The sequence below is a fragment of the Butyricimonas sp. Marseille-P2440 genome (assembly GCF_900091675.1).
Lineage (GTDB): Bacteria > Bacteroidota > Bacteroidia > Bacteroidales > Marinifilaceae > Butyricimonas > Butyricimonas synergistica.
Window position 1 is genome coordinate 69,691 of the sequence record NZ_LT594607.1, and the last position, 25,248, is coordinate 94,938.

At 40.9% G+C, this 25,248-nt stretch carries 29 protein-coding genes and 1 tRNA gene; 5 read left to right on the forward strand and 25 right to left on the reverse strand.

The features are described from left to right. Position 1: 1 nt before the first annotated feature. From BN8899_RS01740 to BN8899_RS01760, 6 genes are all read right to left on the reverse strand, one after another. A complete protein-coding gene (locus BN8899_RS01740) occupies positions 2-625 on the reverse strand; it encodes a hypothetical protein (protein ID WP_065218077.1) in 624 nt (207 codons plus the stop codon). A gap of 187 nt (positions 626-812) precedes the next feature. Then, complete coding sequence (locus tag BN8899_RS01745; protein ID WP_065218078.1) at positions 813-1,259, reverse strand: DUF5053 domain-containing protein; 447 nt, start codon at positions 1,257-1,259, stop codon at positions 813-815. Positions 1,260-1,301: 42 nt separating this feature from the next. Next, positions 1,302-1,469, reverse strand: a complete 168-nt coding sequence (locus tag BN8899_RS20920) for a hypothetical protein (RefSeq protein WP_187376722.1) — start codon at positions 1,467-1,469, stop codon at positions 1,302-1,304. A 167-nt stretch (positions 1,470-1,636) separates the two neighbouring features. Beyond that, on the reverse strand, positions 1,637-2,416 hold the full coding sequence (locus BN8899_RS01750; protein WP_065218079.1) for a hypothetical protein: 780 nt from the start codon (positions 2,414-2,416) through the stop codon (positions 1,637-1,639). A gap of 2 nt (positions 2,417-2,418) precedes the next feature. After that, positions 2,419-2,604: a hypothetical protein gene (locus tag BN8899_RS01755; RefSeq protein ID WP_065218080.1), complete on the reverse strand. Its 186-nt coding sequence runs from the start codon at positions 2,602-2,604 to the stop codon at positions 2,419-2,421. A 12-nt stretch (positions 2,605-2,616) separates the two neighbouring features. Further along, complete coding sequence (locus BN8899_RS01760; protein WP_148375229.1) at positions 2,617-2,913, reverse strand: hypothetical protein; 297 nt, start codon at positions 2,911-2,913, stop codon at positions 2,617-2,619. A gap of 170 nt (positions 2,914-3,083) precedes the next feature. Between BN8899_RS01760 and BN8899_RS01765 the strand changes: the two genes are divergently transcribed. The 4 genes from BN8899_RS01765 to BN8899_RS01780 all read left to right on the forward strand — a co-directional run bounded on the left by BN8899_RS01765 (position 3,084) and on the right by BN8899_RS01780 (position 4,612). After that, entirely contained in the window at positions 3,084-3,590 is a 507-nt protein-coding gene (locus tag BN8899_RS01765) for a helix-turn-helix domain-containing protein (RefSeq protein WP_065218082.1), read from the forward strand. Further along, complete coding sequence (locus BN8899_RS01770) at positions 3,587-3,769, forward strand: hypothetical protein (RefSeq protein ID WP_065218083.1); 183 nt, start codon at positions 3,587-3,589, stop codon at positions 3,767-3,769. The genes BN8899_RS01765 and BN8899_RS01770 overlap by 4 nt, the downstream gene beginning before the upstream one ends. A gap of 215 nt (positions 3,770-3,984) precedes the next feature. After that, positions 3,985-4,179 (forward strand): type II toxin-antitoxin system HicA family toxin, encoded by a 195-nt coding sequence (locus tag BN8899_RS01775; protein ID WP_065218309.1) that lies wholly within the window; start codon positions 3,985-3,987, stop codon positions 4,177-4,179. Positions 4,180-4,204: 25 nt separating this feature from the next. After that, positions 4,205-4,612, forward strand: coding sequence for a type II toxin-antitoxin system HicB family antitoxin (locus BN8899_RS01780; protein ID WP_065218084.1), 408 nt, complete (start codon positions 4,205-4,207; stop codon positions 4,610-4,612). A gap of 38 nt (positions 4,613-4,650) precedes the next feature. Here the strand turns inward: BN8899_RS01780 and BN8899_RS01785 are convergent, their stop codons facing one another. The 18 genes from BN8899_RS01785 to murB all read right to left on the reverse strand — a co-directional run bounded on the left by BN8899_RS01785 (position 4,651) and on the right by murB (position 21,571). Further along, positions 4,651-5,730, reverse strand: a complete 1,080-nt coding sequence (locus BN8899_RS01785) for a type I restriction endonuclease (RefSeq protein WP_065218085.1) — start codon at positions 5,728-5,730, stop codon at positions 4,651-4,653. Positions 5,731-5,994: 264 nt separating this feature from the next. Beyond that, positions 5,995-6,417, reverse strand: coding sequence for a hypothetical protein (locus tag BN8899_RS01790; protein ID WP_065218086.1), 423 nt, complete (start codon positions 6,415-6,417; stop codon positions 5,995-5,997). A 37-nt stretch (positions 6,418-6,454) separates the two neighbouring features. After that, positions 6,455-9,532, reverse strand: a complete 3,078-nt coding sequence (locus BN8899_RS01795; protein ID WP_065218087.1) for a hypothetical protein — start codon at positions 9,530-9,532, stop codon at positions 6,455-6,457. Then, positions 9,514-10,044 (reverse strand): hypothetical protein, encoded by a 531-nt coding sequence (locus BN8899_RS01800; protein WP_148375231.1) that lies wholly within the window; start codon positions 10,042-10,044, stop codon positions 9,514-9,516. Before BN8899_RS01800 ends, BN8899_RS01795 begins: the two co-directional genes overlap by 19 nt. 43 nt (positions 10,045-10,087) lie before the next feature. After that, on the reverse strand, positions 10,088-10,279 hold the full coding sequence (locus BN8899_RS01805) for a hypothetical protein (protein ID WP_065218089.1): 192 nt from the start codon (positions 10,277-10,279) through the stop codon (positions 10,088-10,090). Further along, positions 10,276-10,704, reverse strand: a complete 429-nt coding sequence (locus BN8899_RS01810) for a hypothetical protein (RefSeq protein ID WP_148375233.1) — start codon at positions 10,702-10,704, stop codon at positions 10,276-10,278. Before BN8899_RS01810 ends, BN8899_RS01805 begins: the two co-directional genes overlap by 4 nt. 180 nt (positions 10,705-10,884) lie before the next feature. Further along, on the reverse strand, positions 10,885-11,787 hold the full coding sequence (locus BN8899_RS01820; RefSeq protein WP_065218092.1) for a hypothetical protein: 903 nt from the start codon (positions 11,785-11,787) through the stop codon (positions 10,885-10,887). A gap of 1 nt (position 11,788) precedes the next feature. Beyond that, positions 11,789-12,292, reverse strand: coding sequence for a hypothetical protein (locus BN8899_RS01825; protein ID WP_065218093.1), 504 nt, complete (start codon positions 12,290-12,292; stop codon positions 11,789-11,791). After that, positions 12,289-12,801: a hypothetical protein gene (locus BN8899_RS01830; protein ID WP_065218094.1), complete on the reverse strand. Its 513-nt coding sequence runs from the start codon at positions 12,799-12,801 to the stop codon at positions 12,289-12,291. The genes BN8899_RS01825 and BN8899_RS01830 overlap by 4 nt, the downstream gene beginning before the upstream one ends. A 6-nt stretch (positions 12,802-12,807) precedes the next feature. Further along, on the reverse strand, positions 12,808-13,014 hold the full coding sequence (locus BN8899_RS01835) for a hypothetical protein (RefSeq protein WP_065218095.1): 207 nt from the start codon (positions 13,012-13,014) through the stop codon (positions 12,808-12,810). 42 nt (positions 13,015-13,056) lie between these two features. Next, positions 13,057-14,790: a phage major capsid family protein gene (locus BN8899_RS01840; RefSeq protein WP_082986865.1), complete on the reverse strand. Its 1,734-nt coding sequence runs from the start codon at positions 14,788-14,790 to the stop codon at positions 13,057-13,059. A 29-nt stretch (positions 14,791-14,819) separates the two neighbouring features. Beyond that, positions 14,820-15,737: an HK97 family phage prohead protease gene (locus BN8899_RS01845; protein ID WP_065218096.1), complete on the reverse strand. Its 918-nt coding sequence runs from the start codon at positions 15,735-15,737 to the stop codon at positions 14,820-14,822. Between the two features lie 115 nt (positions 15,738-15,852). Next, positions 15,853-17,187: a phage portal protein gene (locus BN8899_RS01850; protein ID WP_065218097.1), complete on the reverse strand. Its 1,335-nt coding sequence runs from the start codon at positions 17,185-17,187 to the stop codon at positions 15,853-15,855. 195 nt (positions 17,188-17,382) lie between these two features. Beyond that, positions 17,383-18,804 (reverse strand): hypothetical protein, encoded by a 1,422-nt coding sequence (locus tag BN8899_RS01855; protein WP_148375235.1) that lies wholly within the window; start codon positions 18,802-18,804, stop codon positions 17,383-17,385. Between the two features lie 20 nt (positions 18,805-18,824). Further along, positions 18,825-19,385 carry a terminase small subunit gene (locus tag BN8899_RS01860; protein WP_065218099.1) on the reverse strand — a complete coding sequence of 187 codons (561 nt, stop codon included), beginning with the start codon at positions 19,383-19,385 and terminating at the stop codon, positions 18,825-18,827. 212 nt (positions 19,386-19,597) lie between these two features. Then, positions 19,598-19,681 (reverse strand) — tRNA-Leu (locus tag BN8899_RS01865). Positions 19,682-19,746: 65 nt separating this feature from the next. Next, complete coding sequence (locus BN8899_RS01870; protein WP_018338587.1) at positions 19,747-20,508, reverse strand: acyl-[acyl-carrier-protein] thioesterase; 762 nt, start codon at positions 20,506-20,508, stop codon at positions 19,747-19,749. A gap of 52 nt (positions 20,509-20,560) precedes the next feature. Continuing rightward, the gene (gene murB, locus BN8899_RS01875) at positions 20,561-21,571 is read right to left on the reverse strand and encodes a UDP-N-acetylmuramate dehydrogenase (protein ID WP_065218100.1); all 1,011 of its coding nucleotides are present in this window, start codon (positions 21,569-21,571) and stop codon (positions 20,561-20,563) included. 153 nt (positions 21,572-21,724) lie between these two features. On the opposite strand from murB, the gene BN8899_RS01880 reads away from it, so the two are divergent. Continuing rightward, a complete protein-coding gene (locus BN8899_RS01880; RefSeq protein WP_231932237.1) occupies positions 21,725-23,077 on the forward strand; it encodes a methyltransferase RsmF C-terminal domain-like protein in 1,353 nt (450 codons plus the stop codon). On the opposite strand, the gene BN8899_RS01885 is transcribed toward BN8899_RS01880, so the two are convergent. Then, entirely contained in the window at positions 23,078-25,042 is a 1,965-nt protein-coding gene (locus tag BN8899_RS01885) for a tetratricopeptide repeat protein (protein WP_065218101.1), read from the reverse strand. It lies immediately after the preceding gene. Positions 25,043-25,248 lie beyond the last annotated feature (206 nt).

The following is a 25,248-nucleotide window of genomic DNA, read 5'->3' on the forward strand; positions in this document are numbered from 1 at the left end:
GTCATTTAGATGTAAACTTCACGCAATCAGCATAAAGTTGGTTAATACTTGCACCCAAGGAATTTTTTTTAAAATCAACCTCTCCGTTTATTGTCCCCTTGTAATCAATCGGATTATTATTGTACATTAAGAATGTTATATCGTATCTGGATCCTCGGGCATTACAGAAAGAGAAGGATTCTTCCTTTAACACGCTGGCTATCTTATTTTTCTTCTCGTTGGAAAGTTCCGTGAATGGGATGCGCTCCACGCCTGCCTCTTTACAAATGTCTTCTATAAAAGACAATTTATCCCAGCTCGTGTAATTATCAAGCAGGCTGGGTTCTTGCTTTGTTTGCTCTTCCGGTTTTCCCACTTTGCTGTATTTCTGCAAGTCCTCTTCGGTAGCCTCGGTAATTTCGATCTCTTCGCCAATATACTTGCAATTTTTAGAGCTAACACACGATTTACCCTCTACCATGTCCACGTAACCGCAATCACTCGGACGGCAAGTACTGTACGTAACTTTAACGTACAAACGAACTTTATTATCTTTCACCCAAGGAGTAACCACGATAGGATGCCCCTCGTACTCGTCGTTAATCGTAACTTTCTGTTTACCGTCTTCTGTAATATAAGTTTTCATGCCTGCTTGTTTTATTTGTTATTATTACAATGCAAATATACTATTAATAGTATTATACTCCAAATAAAACAAACAAATAATACTAGTAATAGTATTATTTGTATACAATATAAATAATAGAAATGTACAAAATGAATAATCCCCAGTTATCAAAAAGATGACTGGGGATCTTGTCAAAGTAACATAGCTAACCTAGAGATAGCGATGTTTTCTTTAGTATGTCGCTAATATCATTAATAGCGGCAATAAATTTCTTTCGTTCTTCTTCCGTGAATCGTGCAGGCTTCCCGTTTACCAAATAACCGTTTATTCGCTGGTAAAGCCAATTCCTGCTTTTCCCGAAGTATTTTTTCGCTATATAACTCAGCGAAATTACTTCTGGAATCTCGCCTAATTTATCTCTTAATAAAGCGTCGTCAGCTTTTTCTATAAAATTCTTAGCCTCGTTTATTGTAGCTTTTAGAGCCGATTCCGAGATATTTAAATATGCCTCTCTTTCTTCTTCCATCATGGCATCAAGTTTCGCTTGGCGCTCCTCCTGAAACTTCCTTTTCTCGTCATCTGTTTGCAATTGCTTGAAACGTTCAAATTCCGCTTGCAATTCTGGCGTGGGTAAAAATTTACTCGTGTCCATATTCCCCTTGTTTTAACCCTCCCCGGGGGGGAGGGTGATTTGTTACTTGTCTAATTCCTTCTTTATTCTCAACATCTCATCGAGTATCTGATCAACGATTTGTTGCATTTCCTTTGGGTCTTTGGGAACTCCAAACTTCGAGTGAAACTCTAAAAGTAGCTTGAGGTTCTCGTATTCCCTTTTTAGTTCTTCTTTTTCTTCATCTGTCATCTCCTTTTGTTTTGGTTATTACTATGATTACTTTGACAATACAAATATAATAATCATTTGCTTATTCACAAAGAAAATGATGACTTTTTTTTTGGAAAATATATCTCAAAAAAAATATCCCCGGCTCGTTGACACGAAAACCGGGGATCTGCTTACAAACAGGGTGGTTATACTATTTGCCTATTAAACGTTACCATGTCAAATAATTTCTCGAACATCCCTGCATAGTAAAGCGGCTGCGTTTCTTTCGGGTTACTCGGGTTCACTTGATTCTCCCCGTACTTCATCCCCTCTTTCGTGAGGGATTTGAAATGCTTCGTCTTGCCGGAGCTGGATGGTCTTTCTTTTACCTCGATTAATCCCGCCTCGATCATGCGTTGGTTGAACTCTCGTGTGGTTATGGGGCTACCCATGCGCTTTAATAGTTCGGTGGGAGAGAGGAGCTGATCCACCGATTCAGTGTAATTCGGCAACGGCAGACCGAGGGGATCGCCGATGGACTTAACGAGTAATAGTTTTGAATTATCGTTCATGTTTAGCGTGTTCATGGCGAATTTGGCTACCATGATCTTCGCCTTCACGATGGATGGGTCTGCCGGGTTTAACTGGAGCGTTGTGGTCTTATGGAAGACTTTACGATAGACCTCGAAGACGGGACGGACTTTGCGGGCGATGAAAAATTCAAGGCAGGGGATGGAGAGGTAATACATATCCACGTATTTCGCACCGGATACCTGCTCAACCTTTCGGTTTATCAGCTTAAAATCTACATTTTCAATAAAATCCCTTTTTAACGCTTCAACGGCTTTATTTTTCGCCGCATACACCAACATCCACACTTCATCCAAATTTACCGGAAATTGCTCGCTGGACTTCGCCAATTTCAAGACAGCGGTAAAATATCTCTTTATCTCGCTGTCGCTACTTTGTTTTGTTAGCTGATTCATAATTATATATTTAAAGTTGCTTTTATCATTCCGTACTGGTCGCTGAATTGAAACAAGAAAACATCATCTACACTCCCATCCATCACTACGCTCCCGGCTTTCTTGTTTTGGTGTATGAAAATCGACCTTCCTTTGGCAAATTCCACGTGGTAGATTCTCAATTCGTCTGTTTCTATTACAAGTTTCATGGTATTATATATTTATCTGTATAACATATCGTATTTTGCATCAAACACTTGATTCATAAAAGTATAAGTAACCGCCGTTTGTGTCGGTTGAGACATTGCTATCTTTTTAAAGTCCACATTATTCAAAATAGCTTTGCGCTTGTTCTTTATCACGATACTTAAATAGTAAGTAAAGTTGGAACTATTTGATTTAAACCAACGCCAAGAATCTTTTAGGGCTTCGCTCATGGTTAGTTTGAATTGTTTGGCGATAAAATGTGCCACTAACATGATTTCTCTCTTATCGTATGTTTTATTTAGTGTTTCCATTTTTGCGTATCGTTTATAGTAATTATTACGATACAAATGTATCGAATTGCGATACACAAACCAAATGTTTCGCGAAGAAATTTATCACAAACGATACGATTTAACTAAAATTAATATCGTATTGCAGTACGAATGTATATCTTTGCCGTATCGTATAAAATACATATGCTATGAGTACAAGAATTAAAGAGATTTTACAAGAAAAGAAAATGACCGTTTCGGTATTAGCCGATACCATAGGGATCACAAGGGCTAACATGAGTAATATTGTAAACGGGAAAACTAATCCCAAGATGGAAACTTTAGAAAAAATCGCAAAAGCATTAAATGTTAGCATTATTGAACTCTTTGCCCAAGTAGAGAAGACCGATATATTAGGTATAATCCGAGTAAAAGACATTTTTCACGAGGTGAAGTCCGTCGAGGGCATTGTGGCATTAATAAGGAATTATATAAAAAGAGAAAAATGGACTCCCAAAATAGGAGAAAAATTCTGGTATGTTACTATTCCAGATAGTTGGGACTTTGAAGACGCCAAGCCCAAAGAATGCCTATGTGAAGATTATAACTCCGATATTTATAAGGGGAATAATATCTTCAAAACAGAGGAAGAAGCCATCGAAATGACTAATATTGTAAGAACACTGTTTGGATACGATAAATACGAAAAGCCATGAAAGACATCGAAGAAATAAAGAAGCTAAAGCAAGAAACAGAGAGCAAGATTGCAGCCCTGTTGAACGACTTTATGAAAGAAACCCAACTATCAGTACAATCTATTAATATTACGACTTTTCAGCTAAATCCGGGAGTGGAAAACAAGGTTATTAACGTGGAAATGGAGGTGAAATTATAACACAAGGCACTTGTTGATCGTATAAGTATTGCTATTAATATTATACAAGATGATAATATTAATATACATATATTGAAATTTTAGATATTTCCATGGAAGGAGGGGCGCAATCCAACAAATGTAAGTGTTTTTATTTGATTGATAGTAAAAAAATGAACGTTTTGCTTGTTTACGTTCGTTTTTTTACTATCTTTGTATTGTTAAAAGAATGGCAAATGAAAAAGAAGGTAAAGGAAATGATTAAAATTATCGAATCTGACGGATGGTATTTAAAAAGTCACAAGAGTACAAGCCACAGGCAATACACCCATCCAACGAAAAAAGGTAAAGTTACCATAAATGGTAAGCCAAGCGATGATTTAGATGATTTTTTAGTAAACAGTATTTTAAAACAAGCGGGATTGAAATAAATCCCGCACAACAAACTATATATATATGGAAAAAGTAATAGTAGAGATCGTGTATTCCGGGAATAATTTTGGAGCACATGTGCCAATCCTTCCCGGTTGTGTTGCTACTGGTTCCACCCTTGGCGAGGTAAAGAAAAACATCAAGGATGCTATCGAATTTCACGTCGAGGGTAGCTTAGAGGATAATGACCCTATACCAGCCGTGTTTAATGGCGAATATACACTTATGTACAAGCTATCGACAGAAGCCTTGCTTAACGCGTATAGCAATATATTTACTAAGGCTGCATTGAGCCGAATAACGGGAATAAACGAACGCCAGTTGTGGCACTATGCCGCAGGGGTTCGCAAACCAAGAATAACACAAATAAAGAAAATAGAAGCTGGCATAAGGGCATTAACTCAAGAATTATCCTCTATAAGTTTGCTATAAAATAAATCCCCCGACCATTAGCCGGGGGATTGTTGTTATTATTCTTTCTTGTTCCCATCGTATCTATTTATAACTTCAACCAAAGCTTCTTCATAATTATAAATATCATTCATGGATTCAAGTAAATTTTTTACCTCCTTCTTATTTTCATCTAAAATAGCAATATACTTTTTACTCGTGTTAAAATACATTCGACAAATTGTCTTTCTATTGTTATCGTCAAGCAATATTCCGAAATACGTTTGAGTATCCCTATATACAATTCTATTAACATCTACATACTTACGCAGTATCGCACGAACGATATGGAATGCTTCAAGTTCTTCTTCCGTAGTAACTATTTTACTATCACCATCATCTTGCTCTGACAATTGTTGCGCCTCCTCTTGCTTTTTATCAATTTCCTTTTCTTTGTTCAAGACGGTCTTAAATCTATCGGTTATAATATCACTTATTACCTGCGAAAATGAACGTTTGGTTAAATCTGTAAATTGCTCTAAGATCTTGGCTGTCATTAATCCAGAGTACACCTGCTTTCCAAATAATCTTACCAATGGTTCACTTGGGAATTCTATTTCCTGCTTTATAATATCCTTCAAGCCTTTCATGTATTTCAACTCACTGGCAGCATTAACAATGCTCTCGACATCAAAATACGACTTATGGAATTGCTTAACCTCTTCAATTTGCGAATCTCTCAAATCAAGCATATTCAGCACGAGAAACGGTTTTTCATCCATTTTATTCGGCTCGTCAAGATCCGTGTAAAACCTATACTCGATACCATTTGTCAGAATACCGAACTTTGCACAAGAAACATGATAATAGCGTAATAATTGATTATCATGAGAGTTTAATTCCTCTTCAATATGCTTACATTCAATAAGCATTATCGGTTCGTTATCCCTCATTATGGCATAATCTATCTTCTCCCCTTTCTTTGTACCAATATCACACACAAATTCAGGAACAACCTCAAAAGGATTAAACACGTCATATCCCAATGCTTGAATAAATGGCATAACTAAAGCATTTTTAGTTGCTTCCTCCGTTTTAATGTTGTCTTTTAACTTATCAACACGCTCGGCGATCTGTTTAATTGAGTCCTTGAAATCCATATTAAAAATAGTAAATACTTGCTTATCGGGCGCCCACCAGATCTTATAACTGGAATCTACACACTAGATTACACGACAACCAAGAATTTATTTACGTTCAACATAATTAGGCTTTGCAATTTTATAAAAATATATTGATAATACAAATAATTAAAATAAAATTAATGTCTAACTATTTCATAAATGGATTATCGAAGTATAGATTGTAAGTAAAATCCCCGCTTTTACCATAAAGCAGGGATTTATATTGAAAGTTAGTAGTAATTATTTCCTTACCTTAACCGCAATTCCTTCTGCATCCATACGTCCGGTTTTTGTACCATATTTAGTATTTATCTCTTCCGTTACAGTAAATCCTATCAAAGCATCCGCACCAAACTTCTTGGCTTCTTTTATACACTGGTTTAATATTCTCCTAGAAGTTGGATAACATTTTGTTTTCCCATGCACATTTTTCTTTTGTACTAAATCTTTAGCATCCATATTTTTATAAGCATTCCCTACATGAAATACAATATGAATTTTAGCTAAAGCTTCATGATCAAATCCTGTTGTAGTAGGAGATATGATGAAATCTTTGTCTTCATGGTCAGTGTAATCAAACACATACGTTGATTCAGAATATCTCATTGAACCACACGAGCAAAACAATATTGCCATAAATGCAAATAAAACAAACTTTTTCATAACGCCAATATTTTTAAATTTTTCGCAAACCTACAAATTATCTTTCAATATGCAAAGTTTTACTCAAGTAAGTATCCATTCCTTTCTGTTTGTCATACGCCTTCCATACGCCATTTTGGTCGAGGATCACGCTAAATTGGGAGCGATTTTTCTCGATTGCGGTAATGACAGATTTCATTGTCCCCTCTAGGCTTTCTATGCGTTTCTCTATTCTTGCTGTCGGATTCGGCACATTCGGGTCAAGCCGTTGCGCTTTTGCGATCGACAACATAACATCGTTAGCGTCCGGCAAAACCTCTGTTCCTTTCGGCAAATCCACGATCGTGGGGACTTTGGGGGTAACGTAATACTTGCCATCGGGAAATATCGCGACCTCTTCCTTCCCGGCATCCCCGACGATTGCCAAGCCTCCGGGGTGATCCTCTGTACCCTTCGCGTACTTTGGGATCGGCTGGGCGGCAATAACGGCGGCTTGCAAGGCTCCAGTTGCAGCCACAAAGGCTGACCAAGGCATACCAAATGTAAGAGGGGATTCTGCGACAGCTTTTGCCACACCTTTAGCTGTATCTACCGCCACTTCCATTAAAGCTGCCGCTTTTTGCGTTATTGCCTGTTGTTTTTGCGCCTTTTTCTTTTGCTTTTCTAGTTTATCTGTTTGTTTTGCCGCCCTTGCCTCTATCGCCATTTTCCTCGCCTCCATCTCCTCATTAGATAGTCCCATTTGAGTCACAGCCTCAATGTCTGCATTCTTCTGTTCTTCAATTTTCTCTATCTCTATGTCAATACTTTGAACCCTTCGCTCAAAAGAAGAATTTATTAATGAAACTATTGTAGAAAAAGCCTCTCTCGCCAATTTCTCCCTAGCATCCTTCAATGCCTTCTCTTGTTCTTTTATTTTATCATTCTTCTCCTTATTAACTCTAACTTCTTCATCCGCTATTTTCTTCTCAAACTCAAGTCGTTTCAATTCTATTTCCTGAAACGCTTTCGCCCGCTCTTCTTCCGGCAGATTATTAGCTATTTCAACAAGGCTTGCCATCTGGGCGTCAAATATTTCCTTCTCGTATTTTTTGGTTATATTCAAACGCTCTTTTTCGTATTCTTCCGTGGTTATATTCCCGGCTGAATATTTTTTAGATAGGGCGATAAGTTCTTTTTCTTGATCTATTTTAATCTGATTTTCTCGCAAAGACTGTTGTTTTTGCAAAGTTTTAATAATACTTTCAGACCTTTTCTTGGTTTCGTCGGTTTCCAATTTGGTTAAATCGGTTTGACGCTTTTTCTCCAAATTCTGCTGAGCGATTCGAGCCTGTTCAATGAGTAATTTTTTCTCTGCCTCGTTTTTCTTGCTATTGGTTAAATCGTATTCTAACCCATTACGTATAATCTCGGCTTGTTTATCGTAATAAATCTCCAACGCTTTTACACGATCCTCGTAGGTAGCTATGTCATTATCAACTATTTCTTTTTGAGCATCAACAGTTTCTTGGAGCAACAGATTAGTTAGTGTTTTAGTTGCCTCTCTCGTTCTGTTTACCTGATCGGTGATTAATTGATTGGTCTTATTTTGCAATTCCGTCCTCCGCTCATAACTTTGCTCTTCTGCTCCCTTTAATTTCTGGTACTCTTCCGCGAACTCTCGCAAATCAACAATTGTGCTTTCAGACAATCCTAGATTTTTTATCATTTTGTCTGCCGTGATTGCACCACTCGCCAATTTATCCATTAATCTCTCAGCTTCTTTTGTTATTGAAGTCAAACCGAGCATATTCGCGAGTCTTTGCTTTTGCAGTACAATCTGTTCCTTTAACTGATCTTGCTCTATTTCTGTGGCTTTTTGAGCAGAAGCGATTCTTTCCTTAATTGATTTTGTAGTATCGTCACTGGCTAATTTTAATTTTTTTACTTCCGCTCTATTGGCAGCAACTTTCATGGTCAACATAACTTCTCTTTTCTCGATGTCGATCATCGCATCCTTTAGTTCTCCAGCCAACTTAATCTCTCTGCTCATCTCGTCGCCAATCCCGGTAAAAGCATCTTTAGTGTCTTTCCATGCCCCCTTGAAGTCGCCAGAGAATAATTTTACCAACGAGCCACCCAATTTGGCGACACGATCAATAACAACATCCACAACGGCACCAATTTTAGCCATTATCCGGGATAATTTCTCGCTTCCTTCTTGTGTTTTGGTGAGATAAGCGACAAGCGATCCAAGGGCGACTATCAACGCACCAATACCAGTAGACACAAGAGCGACCTTTAATATTCTCAATCCTCCTGCTAATATATTAGAGGTCACCGCAGCGGCTTTTTGTGATCCACTTAAAGATTGTGCTGACTCTGCACCTTTCTTATATTCATCAACTATGCCCGAAATTTGACCCCGTAATCCCTTGAAACCGGATGAAACAGATTTGGTGAGGAAAGATAGCTTAGAAGAAACCTCGTTAAATATCCCTGTTTGCCCTATTGCTTCTTTTATGCTTTCAGTGTATCCACCAATATTCATTTTATTTTGAATATTGGTGTCTGAATTAGCTTTAATAATAGCAGTATTCTCGTCGATTATCGCGTTTAGTTGCTTAATTTGATCGCCTTGTGTTTTGTAATCCAAATTTCTTACCAGCTCACGCAATTTCTTGTTTTCCGCATTCAACTCCCTAATAGAATTACCATGCTTCTTGTACTCGTTAATGAGTTCTGTTGTAGATTTTTTGCTTAATTCCTGCGCTGCGGCATTCTCTTTCTCGGCTTTAACTTTATCTCGAATAGACTTAGTTTGCTCACTGACACTCTGCCGGATTCTTTCAATTTTTTCAAACTGCTCTAGATACGCCTGATTTAACTTACTGTTGAGAGAAATTTCCTGCTTTTTCAATGTGTCCAATTCGTTCAACTTCTTTTTGTGCTCTTCTTGCGCCTCGACAAGCAAATCGGTGTATTCAGATAGCTTTCTAAAAGAATCAGTTTTAGATATTTCGGCATTAATTGCACTCATTTTTTTTGCAAACGACTCCATGTCATTCAGTACATCCCCAATGCCCTTCTTTACATCTTGCACCTGCCTATTTATCGCCTCGATGTTAAATATCTCGTTTATTTTTTCTGTTGACATTGCTTTAAGTTTATCTCGATTTCTTGCTTGTACTTATTCATCATTAACACGTATTCTTTAACGGTGGTTTTCATCGGGTCTACCCGGTACTGCATAAACCGGGAGAGCGCCACTAGCGTTTCCGTTATATTCTCTTTCCTGGGACTCACCTTCGTCTTATCCATGTAAGACTTTTTATTCGCCTTCAGTTCAAGAATCAGCATCTTTAGGTTTTTGGATACCGTCGTTAACTCTTTGTTATATTTCTCCCTGTCGGACGGGTCAAACTTGTACTTGTACCCCATCTTTCTAAGGGTATTCACTGCATCTTCACTGTATTTATTCAGCAAGATATTCACGCACGAGTCGGCGACCAAAAGCCTTAGAGTGTCACGATAGATACCTTTTAGCGCGTTGGTTATCTCGCTATACTTATCAGCGTCTATCTCCTTGGCGTATTCCTCGTTAATCAGCGTCCATGCCTCGATTATCCATTTTTTCGGGACAAAGCGTACCTTTTTTAATGCATTCAAATCCCCATCAAGGCACTTTATAAAGCGATAGAGTAACAATTCATCACACCGGGAATACAAACTCCACCGCTTCAAGGATGTTATCAGACATCGGGTAAGTCGGCTCGAAGTCGTACTTGTCCCCCTTCTTGTAGATAAAATACGCCTTTTTATCCAGTTTAGACATTTTTTCAGCCAAAGCTTTAATTCTTTCATAGTCTTTCGAGTATTTCTTGTTTTCACAACCGCAACTCATAATTTTAGTATTTCTTTTATCTTTATCACAAGCACGGGGAGAGCTTCTTCAACGTACTCGTCTTTCGAGCCAGGAGTTAAACCGAATATCTTCTCCCCGTACTTCTCTTGTAAATCGTCAGTTTTGGAATCCATGCTGTCAATCTCGATAACATCCGAACCTACATCAACAAACATATCACGGAAGAAATCACCGGTATCGTATAGTGTAACGATATCCGGATCTCTTCCCTTTTCTTTTTTCTTTTCTCTGGTAAAATAAGTATACGCCGGGGTTATCTCCGTCCCATCAGAACGAATCCCCTGCATCAGCTGGTCTTGATTCTTGTCGATTATCAATTGCCTTGTCAGCCCGAGTGTCATTTTTATCGCTCGATCCACGTCCAGGCTTTGCAACCTTTCGAGCATTCCTTTCGGCGTTGTCATCTTGTTTTGCTTTAATGTCGTGAGCGATCTTGTAAACCTCCCTTAACGTGGCTATTCTCTTCTCTGGCGTCAACCACGTGGGGAAAACTCTATTGTAATATTCAACGAAATCATCTTCGCTAGAATAAGACAAAACGGCGGAAAGTTTAAAACTCCCGCCGTTTACCTTTATCGAATCCATCACGGGATCTTGACCGTTAGTGGAGTGATTTCAATACCGTACTCCGGCGAACCACCCACGCCTGCCGTGGCTAGTTCAGCAACCCCCGCGGGAATAATTTTGTCACCGTTTTTGAATGTCCCGGTAAATTTCAATAAACCGGAAGCATGCGTAACTGCAGTCACGGCAACACCCTCTCCCCATAGATTCGCTTCCGCGAGTTCATCACCGTAAACGTCTAAAATCGACTGTCCGCCACATTTGTTTACAATGTCCACGGACACGGATTCTGCCGTTGCCGATTTTTGAATCATTTCGCATTCCCGGTTACCGCGAATCTCATATTCCATGTCATCAACTGTCTGTATGTACGCCAAAGAGTCGACGAATTCAGACGGATTTGGGAAAGATACATTTACGTTGTATCGAGTAATCGTGGTGTCACCTGCCCATACCGGTTTTGCAACGTAGAACTGCGACATCGTGAATCCTCGAACTCCCCCGGCTTTTGTCTTAACTCCTACAAGTCCATTGTCTAACACCAAAAAAGCGTTGTACTTGTCGCCGTTAAACTTACGAAGATTAGCGGCATAGCAAGCAGATCCATTCACGAGTGGGAACGTCCAGTTGTACGCTCCATCATTTAACGTTTTCGTGTATCCAATGCCAAGGGATTCTGTTGCCGGATCTTCGCTGTTGTCTGTTATCGTCCCGAATCTGAAGATGGGATAAACCCTATCTTTCAAGGCACCTTGCGCCGCCTTTTTTAACGTTTCAATAAGATCATCTGTTTCTTCCCCGGAATACTCTTTACCTTTACCCGTTAGGATGATCCCGATCACCCTTCCAGGAAGGAAATCACATTCTGGCACCCCAGTGTTACCGTTCTTCTGCCCGCATTGCGGTTTATTTATCTCGTTCATGTTAAAAATTTTTTGTTAGGTTATTACATTTATTCTCTCTAAAAAGCACGTTCATGTCGCTTATCTCGATAGCGTCTATATGGTCATCTAGTATTGCCTTGTCATATCCTTGTAAAGATTCCCGCCCCATTTCGAAATGGTTTATAACCGTGTGTTCCAGCGTGGAAGAAACAGTCGATTTCTTGATTTCGTTAATCAAAGCCTCGTAAGCTGGAAACAAAATCGGTTTATAATTCTGCTCAAGCCTCTCGTCTGCTTTTAGTGTTTTCTTGGTCATGGTTGCGATTAAAAGCCTCAAACTCGCTCTAGTTCCATCCTCGGTTATCCTTTGTTTGAAAGGCTCTATTAATGCCACAAGAGGGTATTTTACCTTCCTGCCCTTGCCCAATGTATTCAGATTTCCAACGATTTCACGAAGAGTCCCGTACTGGAAAAACAAATCAAACCCGACTGTATTGGAAGCATTCTTTACCACTTTATTCAATATATCCTCTACAACAATCATAGGTTAAAAGTGTTTATATGTTTAAGCAATCTCGCGTCAACTTTCCGGTAATCAAAACTACCGGATGATTTCATCCACGCTCTCGTGTCAATCACCCACTCGACCATTTCGTTCCATGCCTTACACATCTTTAATGCCGGGGAAACTCTTACAGAGTTGTCCGAATCAGTTTCCATCTCTCCAGCTCCGGTAGTTATGGATACATCATTTCTTCGATACCAATAATACACGTAATTCGCTATCGGCGACAATTTAAGCGCTTCGTCAACGAGTCTATTTTTAAGGTCAAGCCATTTGCCAGACAACACTCCCTTCTCTAGCTCCCCGCAAAATTCGTCTGCACAATCTTTTCCCAGCAAAGAAACAAGGAAACGTTTCTCGTACTTGGCAATAAAAGATTTAAGCAATTCCAGATTTGAGCCTGCAATTTGATTGCTTATTCCATTCCCGACGCTATTCAGGTTCGGTATAATGATCTCACTCTTAAAATATTCCTCGTTGATTAACATGGCTTACTATTTATCATTTTGTTCGGTTGATTTTCGGGACGCTCTTCCCCGACTTCCTTTCTCTTCGTCTTCGTCATCAACCTTCCCTTTCCCTTTCTCTTCCGGTCCCACGGTGGTAAATTTTACCAACCCACGAGAAACCCGTACTTTATTCTCCCGCATGATCACGTTTACAACTTTTTCGTCACCTTCTATAATTACTCTCTTTTCCATAAGTAAATATTAAAGGAAGGGGAGTTATCCCCTTCGTGATTTTTAATTTTTCTTTTTCGTGATCGCTGTAAGCACATCATCCAACTTCCCGTAAGCAAAAGCAAACGGGTTGTAAACCGGCATCAACACCTCTTCTTGTGCGATCACGGTAACTTGGTTGGTTAACTTGCTTTCAATGTCTTCCGCGAACTCGATAAACAGAGAAGTGTAGTCCACAAGAGCAACAGCGTTTGCCATATCTCCGATAGCATAGTACCCCGGAGGAACAATGGTTGTTTCCACGATCACTCTACCGGAAATTCTCTTGATCCCGTCAACTCCTGTAATCAAATCTAGCGATCTACCGGACGTATCCTTTAAGGTCTGGATCATAAACACGTCTGACGGGTTTAACGCAACCATATTCGGTGTATATTCCCCGTAAGTAAGCACGGCAATCACGGCATTAATAGCATCCCCGTAGTTAGGATCTTCCACGGTGTTGAAGAAATTGTTCTTAACCTCGAAGGTTAATGCTGCAATTTCGGATTCAGACAATTTCCCGGCAGCCTTCGGAACGATGTCTGCATACGGCACATCAATCATTACCTTGCGATCGTTTTGCTTATGGATAAGATTATCGCTACCCAACTTGCTATTCGTGTTTTCATCCACTTTCGGTGCTCCGGTAAACTTGATCATCATTCCTTCCTCGATCTTGTCAAACGGCTTGCTGAACGTGATCATTGTTTGTTCTCCCTTGTTGTAAGATTCAACGCTTTCAACAGACCCGGCATCACCGCTAACCACGACAGCTTTAAGCCACTTGGAGATGTCGTTCGCTTGATGTACGATTCCAAGCAAGTTTTCCCCGTTTCCATCCCCGAAAAGGATTTGGAAATCTTCTGCCATCTTTACCCATTTCGGCAATCGATTCATCAAGAAAGACCGGAGATAAGGACGTGATTTAAGCAATCTCTTGGAGATATTCACGTGAGTACCAATACGAGCGATATTGGCAGTTTCTTCCTTCATTTTAAATGCACTCTCGGGCAATTTGCCATTTTCAGAAACAGCAGCGGCATTCCTGTCTAAGTCGACAATTTTGGCATAAGCGATTGACGTGAATTCTGGATCGCCCTGGTCAACTGTCATGAGGTCACGAACGTTAATCCGGCGCTCGTTCACGTCTACTACAACTCGTCCTGTTTGCTGGGTCGTGAGCAAGTTCCCCTCGTAATTGTTTTCCATGGAAACAATCCCTTTGATGTTAAACGGAATTTTCCCTGTTGTTCTTGACTTGCTATTAATAAAGTCAGTCATCTTGGGGTTGTCGATGATTTCATCAATAGCCTTCTCGATCATGGTACCTTTCCCTAGGGTTATACCGTTGTCTTTCATTTTCTGGATCTCTCCTACCACGGACTTAATCGTTTCTTGCATATCGTCTAATGTTTTTTTCAATCCATCGGAAGGCATTTTATCTTTATTTTGCTCGACGAATTCGGCTAGAGATTTTTTTACCACTTCATCAAGCTCTTCTCTCGTAATAAATCCTTTGCTGAAATTTTCAAACGCTTCATTCAACGGCTTCTCGATAGATTTCAAAAATGTTTCTTCCTCGTCGGATAATTCAGAATTCTTTTTTGCCAACGCTACTAACGGCGCCGTGGCAATAAACGCCATCGTTCTTTCTGAATTACAGGATACACAAGCCACGCCAACAATTGCAAGCACGGCAAAAGCGAACATTTTCACCTTTGAACATTTTCTTAATTTGTCAATAAAATTTTTCATACGTCTTAAAATTTAAAATTTGGTTATTATTATTTTATTTTTTCAGCCAAGCTTTTCAAGGAAAACTTGGGTTTTTCTTCTTTTAACACCAAATCAGCCTTCGTTACACGGCTGTAGCATTTTGGGCACCGAACGTGAGTCATGATATCCTCGATAGACTTCCTAGATTCGATAATACTCATTACCTCGCTTCTTACGCTCTCTTCAAGATTTTGAACTTCCTCGTAAGCGATGTCATCCACTAGCCATCCAGTATATTGGCTCACGGCATCAATCACTTGTTGTCGCAATGTGACCTCGGGAACAGAATTGTAATCAAACACAAGTCCGCAATGAGGACATTTCACGATCATTTCACCCACGATAGCCTTCCTTATAATTTCGATAGATTGGGATATAGATTTCATTTTAATATCCGAATATCTCATTTTAAGCGCCTCTTCCAAAAATTTAACGTGATCCTCCGCTTCCATCGGATTCATTCCCTTTATATCAAGCAACGGAGTCCTCTCGTTTGCACCCCAATTGGTAAGGGTAGAATACTCCCACATCTTCCATTGCAAAACTTCTTTCGGATTTGACTTATTTCGACTAATCGCGTTTACACCTATCGAGTGTTCCAATGTTCTACCATGTTCAGCGTACAACTTGTAATCCTCGAATGTATCCCTGGAAATCTGCTTTTTCATGTTAAATTGCGACGTCATTTGCACGAGATCATCTTTCTCTTCCCCGCTAATCGGAATGCCAAGAAGGATGGTCGGATCATGGTTTAAAAACCATTTCAAGCGGTTGAAATCTTCTTTCAGTGTTTTGTTAAAAGAACCGGGCATTGATATATCCCCGTCGGCATCTTCGTTGCCGATAGCATTCACGGCAATAACGACACGACCTTGCTCGTCAACATCGTTGGTTTTGGTTGCAATGCTTTTGTTTATTATTTCCATTTCAAAATGTATTAAATAAAAAAAAAGCGAGCCGAATACACCATCAGGGCATATCCGGCTCGCTCGGAGCGCTTTTCAATACAAAAATAATAATTCTTATATTATTATCAATATTTTATCTGATAAATCTTTCTATTTTCGCAAGCTCTTCATCAGACATATCAAATATCTTTTTGTCATACATGGGATTTGTTACTTTGTCGCTCCCGATTTGCGCTATCCACTCGTTTAGGGTTATTATTCCAGATAAAAAATTTGCCTTGCATGTTTCGGATATTGTCTTATTTACCTCTGCTTCCTCCTTGGCATTGGGCTGCAAGACAGGAACATGATCAAATGACACACTTAGATACATGCCATCATTTTCCAATCCCAAAAATGAATTTAACGCAGAACATAAATTATTCGCTTCTGGAATAACAACGTTTTCGTATAAAGATTTTTCAGCAGAACCTTGATTCGAGAACGTCGCTTGATCCTTCCTAGGGATTAAAACCGCTGGGACATTATACTCCCCAGCTATGGCAATTGCATCAAGTAATGTTTCTTCAAACGGTTGAAGTTCTTGGATAGACATATTAAATCTAACAAAATTTACAGGTATGCCTGTAACCATCGTTGGATTCTTATTGCCATAAACTCCATATGTATCATTGTAATCTTTTAAAAGTTGCTCCTTTTCTTTAGGAGATAGAGGAACGCTCCCGGAATCATCTTTGCTATTACTCACAATCGCACCTATTGCGCCTCTTTTTATATATATAGCATTCCTTGCCTCATAGACGGCTATTAAATTAGATAGTGGGTACTTTAATCGTTCAAGCCTAGACATTCCTTCGATGTGCTCACATCCGCCCCCTATGGATATATCTTTTATATACAAAACATTGGATGGAGATATATCAACTTGAGAATTTCCTCCAGAAAACCGAAATTTATCTATAATATCAGTGATATTTTGCGCTGACAATAGTTTTACACGTTGGTTGTACACAATTTGAACGTCCTGAGATGGTAAAACGACGTACTCGTCTGTCATTTTCCACCTCGTTTTAGGGTTTATAAAATCCCCCGTGTTTGAATACACAAACGCTCTCCCGGTGACCAATTTATAAGTTTCGATTTGTTGTATGAATTCTCCAAATGTCTGCAATGGGTTTGGTTGAGATAAGAATTTATTAATCGAATCATTGTCGTAAATTATCGTATCTGTCTTGACATCCTTTAATTGAAATCTGCCATTAGTAATCCTATTCGTTATAGCCGTAATTGGGAAAGCAACCTCGGGAATCTTTCTGAATAATGTTACAACATTATTTGTTATTGTCGCGGGGCTAAAGACACCTAAATACGAGTCCAAATCTTTATTAGGGATAACTATTACATTCCTATTTTCATCCCTAGCTATAATATTTCTTGCGCTCTTTTTATTAAACCATGGTAGTTTCATGTCTATTTCTTTTAAAGTGTTGTGCTATTTCCCCGGGAATGCTTTTTACGACAGTTGTGTTTATTACATAAAAAGTATGCTTGCAATGCGTCTTGCTACACACGAATTCCAATATGCCGGAAGTGTCGGAAGTTATTCTAGTTTCCAACTTTCCGCAAAACGGACACCTTATTTCGACTATTCTTATATTCATATTCATTCACGTATTACGTTTCTCCTTAAATACCTGCTTGCAGATGCCAAAACATCTGGCACGTCATCTTTTTGGTCTTTAACATTCTTAAGATAAGATGTCAAATTCTTTATTGCTTTAGCGTATTCCTGCATATCTCTATAGTCTTCTCTAAAATAAAAATTGTTTATTACAAAGTACGCCTGCCCGCTTATCTTCTCTTCTTTATTCCCTTTCTCCTTGTATATCGCAACACGAATATTCCCGTCATTTTCCTGAATGCAATTCCTTATATCTTTACATGTCTGTATCCATCCACCATTACCTTCCAAACAGACATCCGTGGGTTTATGTTTCATTGCCATATTCGAAACCGCTGGAATCATGTAATCAAGTCCATTGTTATTGCACAAGAATTCGGGCACATATACATATCCATCCATCACGTACCCGACAAAACAAGCAAAATCATCTCCCTTGTCTGCCGGATCTCCCCACATTATTTTATAATCAGCTTCAGACAAATTAACCGCACTCGGATTGTAAAAATGCAATTCCGACAAGGGAAACATAAGTCCTTCTTTAGGTTGCGGATCTTGCTGATATTGCGTGTCAAACACGATTTCGTTTTTTTTGCGCATATCTTTTAATTCTTCTACCGTTTGTTTAAAAGACCATAGCGCACACTCTTCCCCGTTTTCATTAAAATATAAAGCGGGGAGAGATAAAACATACCATTCGTCCCCATCCCTGCCTATAAGATAACCACACAAATCATCTGGATGAAGCCTTTGCATTATAATTACGATTGGTGTATTTCGAGAATTTACACGGTTGACAATCGTGCTATCAAACCGGGCATTAACCCTATCTCGTATTGTCATGCTAGTGGCGTCCTCTGGCTTTATTGGGTCGTCTATTATTATGGCTCCGCCAAAAACGGAGTTGTTATTTATTTTATCTATCTCTCCCGATAGCTCTTTATCTTCTAAATCCACGTTCCCCGCTCCAAATCCAGTAACTTGTCCGGCTGCACTCGTAGCGTACACGCCTCCACTATATGTCGTGTACCACTTTTTTTTAGAATCGCTCGTTTTTTTTACTTGCACGTAAGGGAATATGTGTTGATATTCTTCGGATTTAACAAGGTCTCGCACCTCTTCCGAGTTGTCTAAAGCGAGATCGTCCGAGTAGGAAAGATGGATAAATTTAGAAGATGGATTTATCGCTAAACCCATACTTATAAAATTTTTAACGCACACCTCTGTTTTCCCGTAGCGTGGTGGCATATTTATTATAACCCTTTTTAGCTCCCCTGATAGCACTCTGTCAAGAATGTTAAAGATTTTCTTGTGATGGTCGCCAACGACAAATTTCCTCCCGAACCTCTTTTTAAAGAAGTACCGGGTAAAATATTCTATCGACCCAGTGAGCTTGTATTGCATAAACTCTTGTTCTGTCATCGCTAGTAATCTTTTTCAAGTTCTTCTTCTATTCTTTCCCTGTCTTCTCTCGACAGAGGCTTGGCAAACGAAACGCTAACCTCTTCTTTTTCCGGGGCGTCAAATCCAAGCATCTTGCAAATACGCTCGATAGCTTTCAATTTGTCGTGAAGTTCTATTTTAACATACTCGACATCTACTATCTCGGGATCATCATGTGTACCTATATTCTTTTTCAATACTTTCGTCGAAATACTTTTTATTGTAGACTTCTGTTCAGGCGTTAGCTTTTCAAATTCCTTTCTCTCGATCCACGTGTTGTGCATTTCGGAGATCGAAGAAAAAGCTATATTAGATAGTTCTTTTAGAATTTTATCTTTTGTTATATCAGACTTACTCCTTTGCTCGTCTTGTAATTCTCTTACCCTTGTCCTAACCTTGCCCTTCGACAACAATACCGATGCTTTTTCCCAGATAGTCTTTTCAGACATTTTTTTGCAACAAAAAGCTCTCCGGTACGCCTCGGAAGCGTTACCGGTTTCCATGTAGTAGTTACAAAAAGCCTCTTGTTTCGGTGTGAGCATATCAATATTAATAAATTACCAATACAAAGATAATAATTTATTTATTGAATTTAATATCAACACATGAATAATACATGGCGTATTTTCTTCAAGCAAATAAAAAATACATTACCGAAAAATGAAAAATAAAGCCTAGAATTGACTGCCGTTCCTAAATGCGTTCCTGCTAAAAAAAATATATCCTGACAATCAAACGATTATCAGGATATATGTGCCCAAGACAAGACTCGAACTTGCACAGCCGAACGGCCACTACCACCTCAAAGTAGCGTGTATACCAATTTCACCACTTGGGCTTGTCCTTTTTGACGGTGCAAATATACATATTTTCTCCTTACAAAGAAAAAATACAACATATTTTTTATGCCTCTTTCCGTTTATTCCAAACACTGACAGCCAAACAATGCACTTTATCCAAAGCGTCATTCTTCACCCGGTGGTAAACCACCACCCGATCATCCTTTTCAATCACATGATTCTCTGCATTCACCCCGTCATCCGGCAACACTTCATGCTCGTACACGATCTCCAATTCCCGGAGTTCATGCTCCTTCAAAAATTCATAAGACAAAGAATTTGTCACCCAACGCGTGTAAGTAGCCTGCGTCACGTGTTTGTTAAAATCGATGTTATCATAGGTTGCCGTGAAATGACGGGAATTTTCGTATTCTTCCGGCATATTCTTCGTGTCCAGATCAAAAGCGATCTCCCGGACAACATCCACGCAAGAAGCTGCATTTCCCGTGACACACGCGGGCAACCGCACCGGACGCCGGCGATTGATGTCTATAACCATCCATTCGGAAGTGGCATGAATCAAGACCTCTCCTTCCTTGGACAATACCCTGTAATCGCGAAAAGCAAAAAAACGATCGATACCGGAAGGCCACGTTTCAAAAATGACCGTATCGCCCTGTTCCGGCACACGATTCATCACGATATGCAACTTGTGCAGCATCCAGGTCAATCCTTGGGCATTCAACGTGGGCACATCAAACCCTAGCAATAAAGTCTGCTCGTTCGACACGTCATTAAACAAATCACAAAGTGATTTCACGATCAAACGCCCTTGCAAATCCGTGTAATGCCCCCGAATCTTTATTTCCTCTGAATACTTCTCCATTCTCTCAATTTTAGATTTATGACAACAATCTCCCTAAACACCACATTTCAACCTATATAATGTTTACTTCCGGCTCCAACCAAACCCCGAATTCGAGGAACACGGATTTCTTTATCTCGTTAGCCAAATGTGCAATTTCTATGCCACTTGCCTCCCCTTTATTCACTAGCACTAGCGCTTGCTTGTCATGCACCGCCGCATTCCCGATACCTTCCCCCTTCCATCCGGTCATTTCGATCAACCACCCTGCGGCTAATTTCACGTGTTCCTCGTCCACGGGATAAACCGGCATCCCCGGGTACTCCGCCAGCAAAGCATCTGCAATACCCCGTTCCACCAACGGATTCTTGAAAAAACTCCCGGCATTCGGCAACACGTTCACGTCAGGCAGCTTTGCCTCCCGTATCCGGATGATTGCCTCTCGAATGGCTTTTAACGTGACCTCTCCCAAACGGGTTACTTCCTCCCGAACGCTTCCGTATTGCAGGCGGAAAACAGGTTGTTTCATCAACCGATACGTCACGCGAGTAACAACATAACGATTTTTCCACTCGTGCTTGAAAATTGAATCCCGGTAACCGAACCGACAAGTGGCAGCGTCAATCCGCACCTTTTCCGCCTTCACGATATCCACCGCCTCCACCTGCACGATCGACTCCCCGACCTCCACGCCGTATGCCCCGATATTCTGCACCGGGGTCGCCCCGACATGGCCGGGCACCAAAGAGAGGTTCTCGATTCCCCCGTACCCGTGTTCTATCGCCCACGCCACAAAATCGTCCCAGACAACGCCGCTTCCCACGCGCACGAATACCTCTCTCTCGTTTTCATCCACGATCTCTATTCCCTGCATCACGGGATAGAAAACCACCCCGTCAAAATCTTCCGTGAAAAGGAAATTACTCCCTCCCCCCAGAATCAGCACTTCCTCCGGCTTCAACTCGTATGACTTCACGAACTCCAACAAATCCTCCTCCCGATCGCATCTCACGAAATATTTGCAGTTCGCCTCGATACGAAATGTATTATATTCCTTTAAGTTAAAATTCTCCTGAATCTCCATGACTCCTAATTTTAAATTTTAGATTCAAACCACACGCCTCCCGCCAACCTTATGAACCTTACAAACTTTATGAACTTTATAAACTCTGCATCGCAAAGGTAAAACATATCAACAAATAATTCATTAAATTTGTCACCTTAATCCAAAATGTTTATGATTTCATTACCACCTGCATTCATCGAGAGAATGACCCGCATCCTGGGCGACGAATCGGAAGCCTTCTTCGAAGCGCTCAACTCGACATCCCCTGCCTCGATCCGTTTGAATCCGGCAAAAAACGTGTACCCGCTTCCTTTTTCCGAACTCATCGACAGGCAGGTCGCCTGGTGTCCCGAAGCCTGTTACCTGAAAGAACGCCCGGTCTACACGCTCGACCCCTATTTACACGGGGGAGCCTATTACGTACAGGAAGCCTCGTCGATGTTCTTACAAACCGCGTTTCGTCAAATCGCGGAAAACACCCCCCTCCGGGTACTGGACTTATGTGCCGCTCCCGGTGGAAAATCAACTCTTTTGGCGGCGAACTTGCCGGCAGGTTCCCTGTTAATCTCCAACGAGGTAATCAAATCCAGAGCGTCGATATTAAAAGAAAACATCATAAAGTGGGGATACGACAACATCGTTGTCACGAATAGCGATCCCAGCCGCTTCTCGGGAATGAAAGGAGCTTTCGACATCATTCTGGTAGATGCCCCCTGTTCCGGCGAAGGCATGTTCCGTAAAGACGAAAAAGCCATAGAGGAATGGAGCGAAAACAACTTACGCTTGTGCGAGGAACGCCAGAAACGAATCATCTCGGACATCTGGGATGCCCTCTCCCCCGAAGGTTATCTCGTGTACAGCACTTGTACTTACAATCCTGGCGAGAACGAGGACATACTCTCCTGGATGCTCGCCACCTTTGACGCGGAATCCATCGCAATCCGGCACGAGTACCCGGAAATCACGAATACACGCACTCCCGCCCGGGGGTATCATTTCTACCCGCACAAATCTGCCGGAGAAGGCTTATTCATGGGAGTCATCCGCAAGAAAAACGGACACCCCTTCACCCTTAAGAAAGAAAAACGGACTTCACAAAATCAAGCCCCCCGGCTCCCGGCTGACATACTCCCGCTTCTGCCCGATATTACAAATTACACCCCTTACCTGGCAGGCACCACGCTCGGCATCATGCCCTCGCCTCACGCCGAATTTATCCAGTACCTAGAATCCAAAGCCGGGGTTATCTATAAAGGATGTGAGATCGGGGAATCCGTGAAAGGCTCGACTCGTCCCGCTCATTCGCTAGCGTTATTTCATAAATTGCAACAACAACACGCCACCCGGCAAGAAGTAGACCTCGCCACTGCCCTGCAATATTTACGCAAGGAAGATATTCGATTCGAGGCTCCTCGAGGAGCTTGGATACTAATCACATATAAAGGAATAGCCTTAGGCTGGGTAAAAGAAGCAGGCAACCGCCTGAACAACTACTACCCGAAAGAATGGCGCATCAGGAAATAGTTATTCCTCCTCCACGGAGCAATAACGCTTGATAATGCTATAAGCATCCGTCAACCCGAGCTCGCCAGCCTTACTCAAATCCACGTTCGCGGCACTCCGGTCACCCTGGTAGATACGAAGCAATCCCCGGTTAAAATAAGCCTCGGCAATATCCTTATCCAATTCCAATACTTTCGTGTACATATTGATAGCTTCCTGTATTTTACCGCTCTTAGCATACACGTTTGCAATATTGAACATGGCAAAAGCAAATTCAGGATCAATCTCCAGACATTTGTTATTTCCTTCCAGCACCAGTGAATAGTCTATCGTCCGTTTCACTTTCTCTTCCTCGCCCACCACGCGGGATGTCTTTTCCTCGATCGACTCGATATAATCGTACATCTTGGCACGTGCACTAGCCAGGTTCATCAACGCGAACAAATGTTTGGGGTCACGCTCCACGACCGTTCTGAAATCCTCGATCGCTTTCGTGTAATCGCCCCGATTCAAATACAATGAACCTCTCAACAATAAAGCATCCACGTCGCTCCTGTTCTTCCGGATCTTGGAAGACAGCGTTTCAATATATTCATCCTCGAATTCCCGCGGGTAATCAAAATGCTTGTTGGATATCGTCAACGCCGGATTGTAATTATGCTCCTGGTTAAACGTCATAATCCGCTTGTCGAAATACTGCACCTTCCCTTTCCGCAAAGTATCTAAAGCCAAGTATTGCACGACAAACATATCTTGCAACTCGATGATCACGTTCCGGTCTTGTATACGCCCGTTAATAACATCTTTCATCCGGTCATCCCTGGAATTTATATCTATCAGACGACGGAAATTCTCTGTCGTATCGACCAACGCATTCTTATCCCCCTCTTGCATCCGCTTGTAACGATCCATGATCTCCTCCGCTTTGTACCTGTCTTGTTGGGCAGAAGCGAAATCGTTCATATCCGCGCTCACCGCTGCTCGTGCCAAATAAGCTTTTACGAAATCAGGATAGAGCGAAATACTTTCCGAAAAATCATTGTACGCCCCGCTATAATCCCGAATCTCCATCTTCAACAATCCCCGGTTAAAATAGATCAATATATTATCCGGGTTCATCTCCAACACCTTATCAAAATCATCTATCGCCTTGTTATTATCCCCGATCTCCGCTCTCAACAATGCTCGGTTGTAATAGGCGTAAGCATACGTGCTGTCCACCTTGAGCACGGCAGTATAATCCTCCATCGCTTCCGGGAACTTCTTCATCTCGTACCACGTGATCGCCCGGCTCATCAATATTCGCTTATTCTCCGGGTTTATCTTCAACGCCTTGTTGTAATCCTCGATCGCATCATGGTACTTCTTTTCCTTGAAATGCAAGTATCCCCGCAAGCCATATGCATCATCCGAAAACATATTCAACTTGATCGCCATATTGCAATCCTCGATAGCTCCTTCCCAATCATCCAGCTTCTCCCGCATAATCGCACGATTCAAGTAAGCCGGCAACAATTCCTTATCTATAATCAACGCTTTCGAGTAATCTTTCTCTGCACTCTTGTACTCTCCCATATCCGCCTCCGTTATAGCACGATTGGCATAAACGTATGCTTCCCCGGGATTGATCGAGATCGCCGTGTTGTAATCTTTCATGGCATCCTCGTACCGCTTCATGTTGTGGTAAGCGATTCCCCGGTACATATACGCGTGGAAATAATTCGGGTTCAACTCGATCGCCTCCGAGTAATCCCGTATCGCCCCCTCGAAATCATCCAAGTTCAACTTTGCCAGACCCCGGAAAAAATAAGGCTCAGACAAATGAGGTTTCACCCGAAGAATATTATTGAAATTCTCGATCGCACTCACGTAATCATCAAACATGATCGCACTCTTTCCCGCACGTAACAGATTTGCCGTGTTCCACTGCGCCGACAAACTCAATGTCGTCAAACAGAAAAATATAATAATACCAAACTTTTTCATCCGGAATAATATCTATATTAGGGCATAAAGATAATAAAAAAGTTTCATAGTATTTTCTTCCGACAACAGACAAACAAAACGAGCTCTCCCAATATATACAAATCAACTCCTTTTACGCTGTAATCCCCGGGTAATCCTCTTGTTATTCCACCTCTCAACAGTTACAAAACCGTTATAACACACTTCCATCACCGCTTGAGAACGGC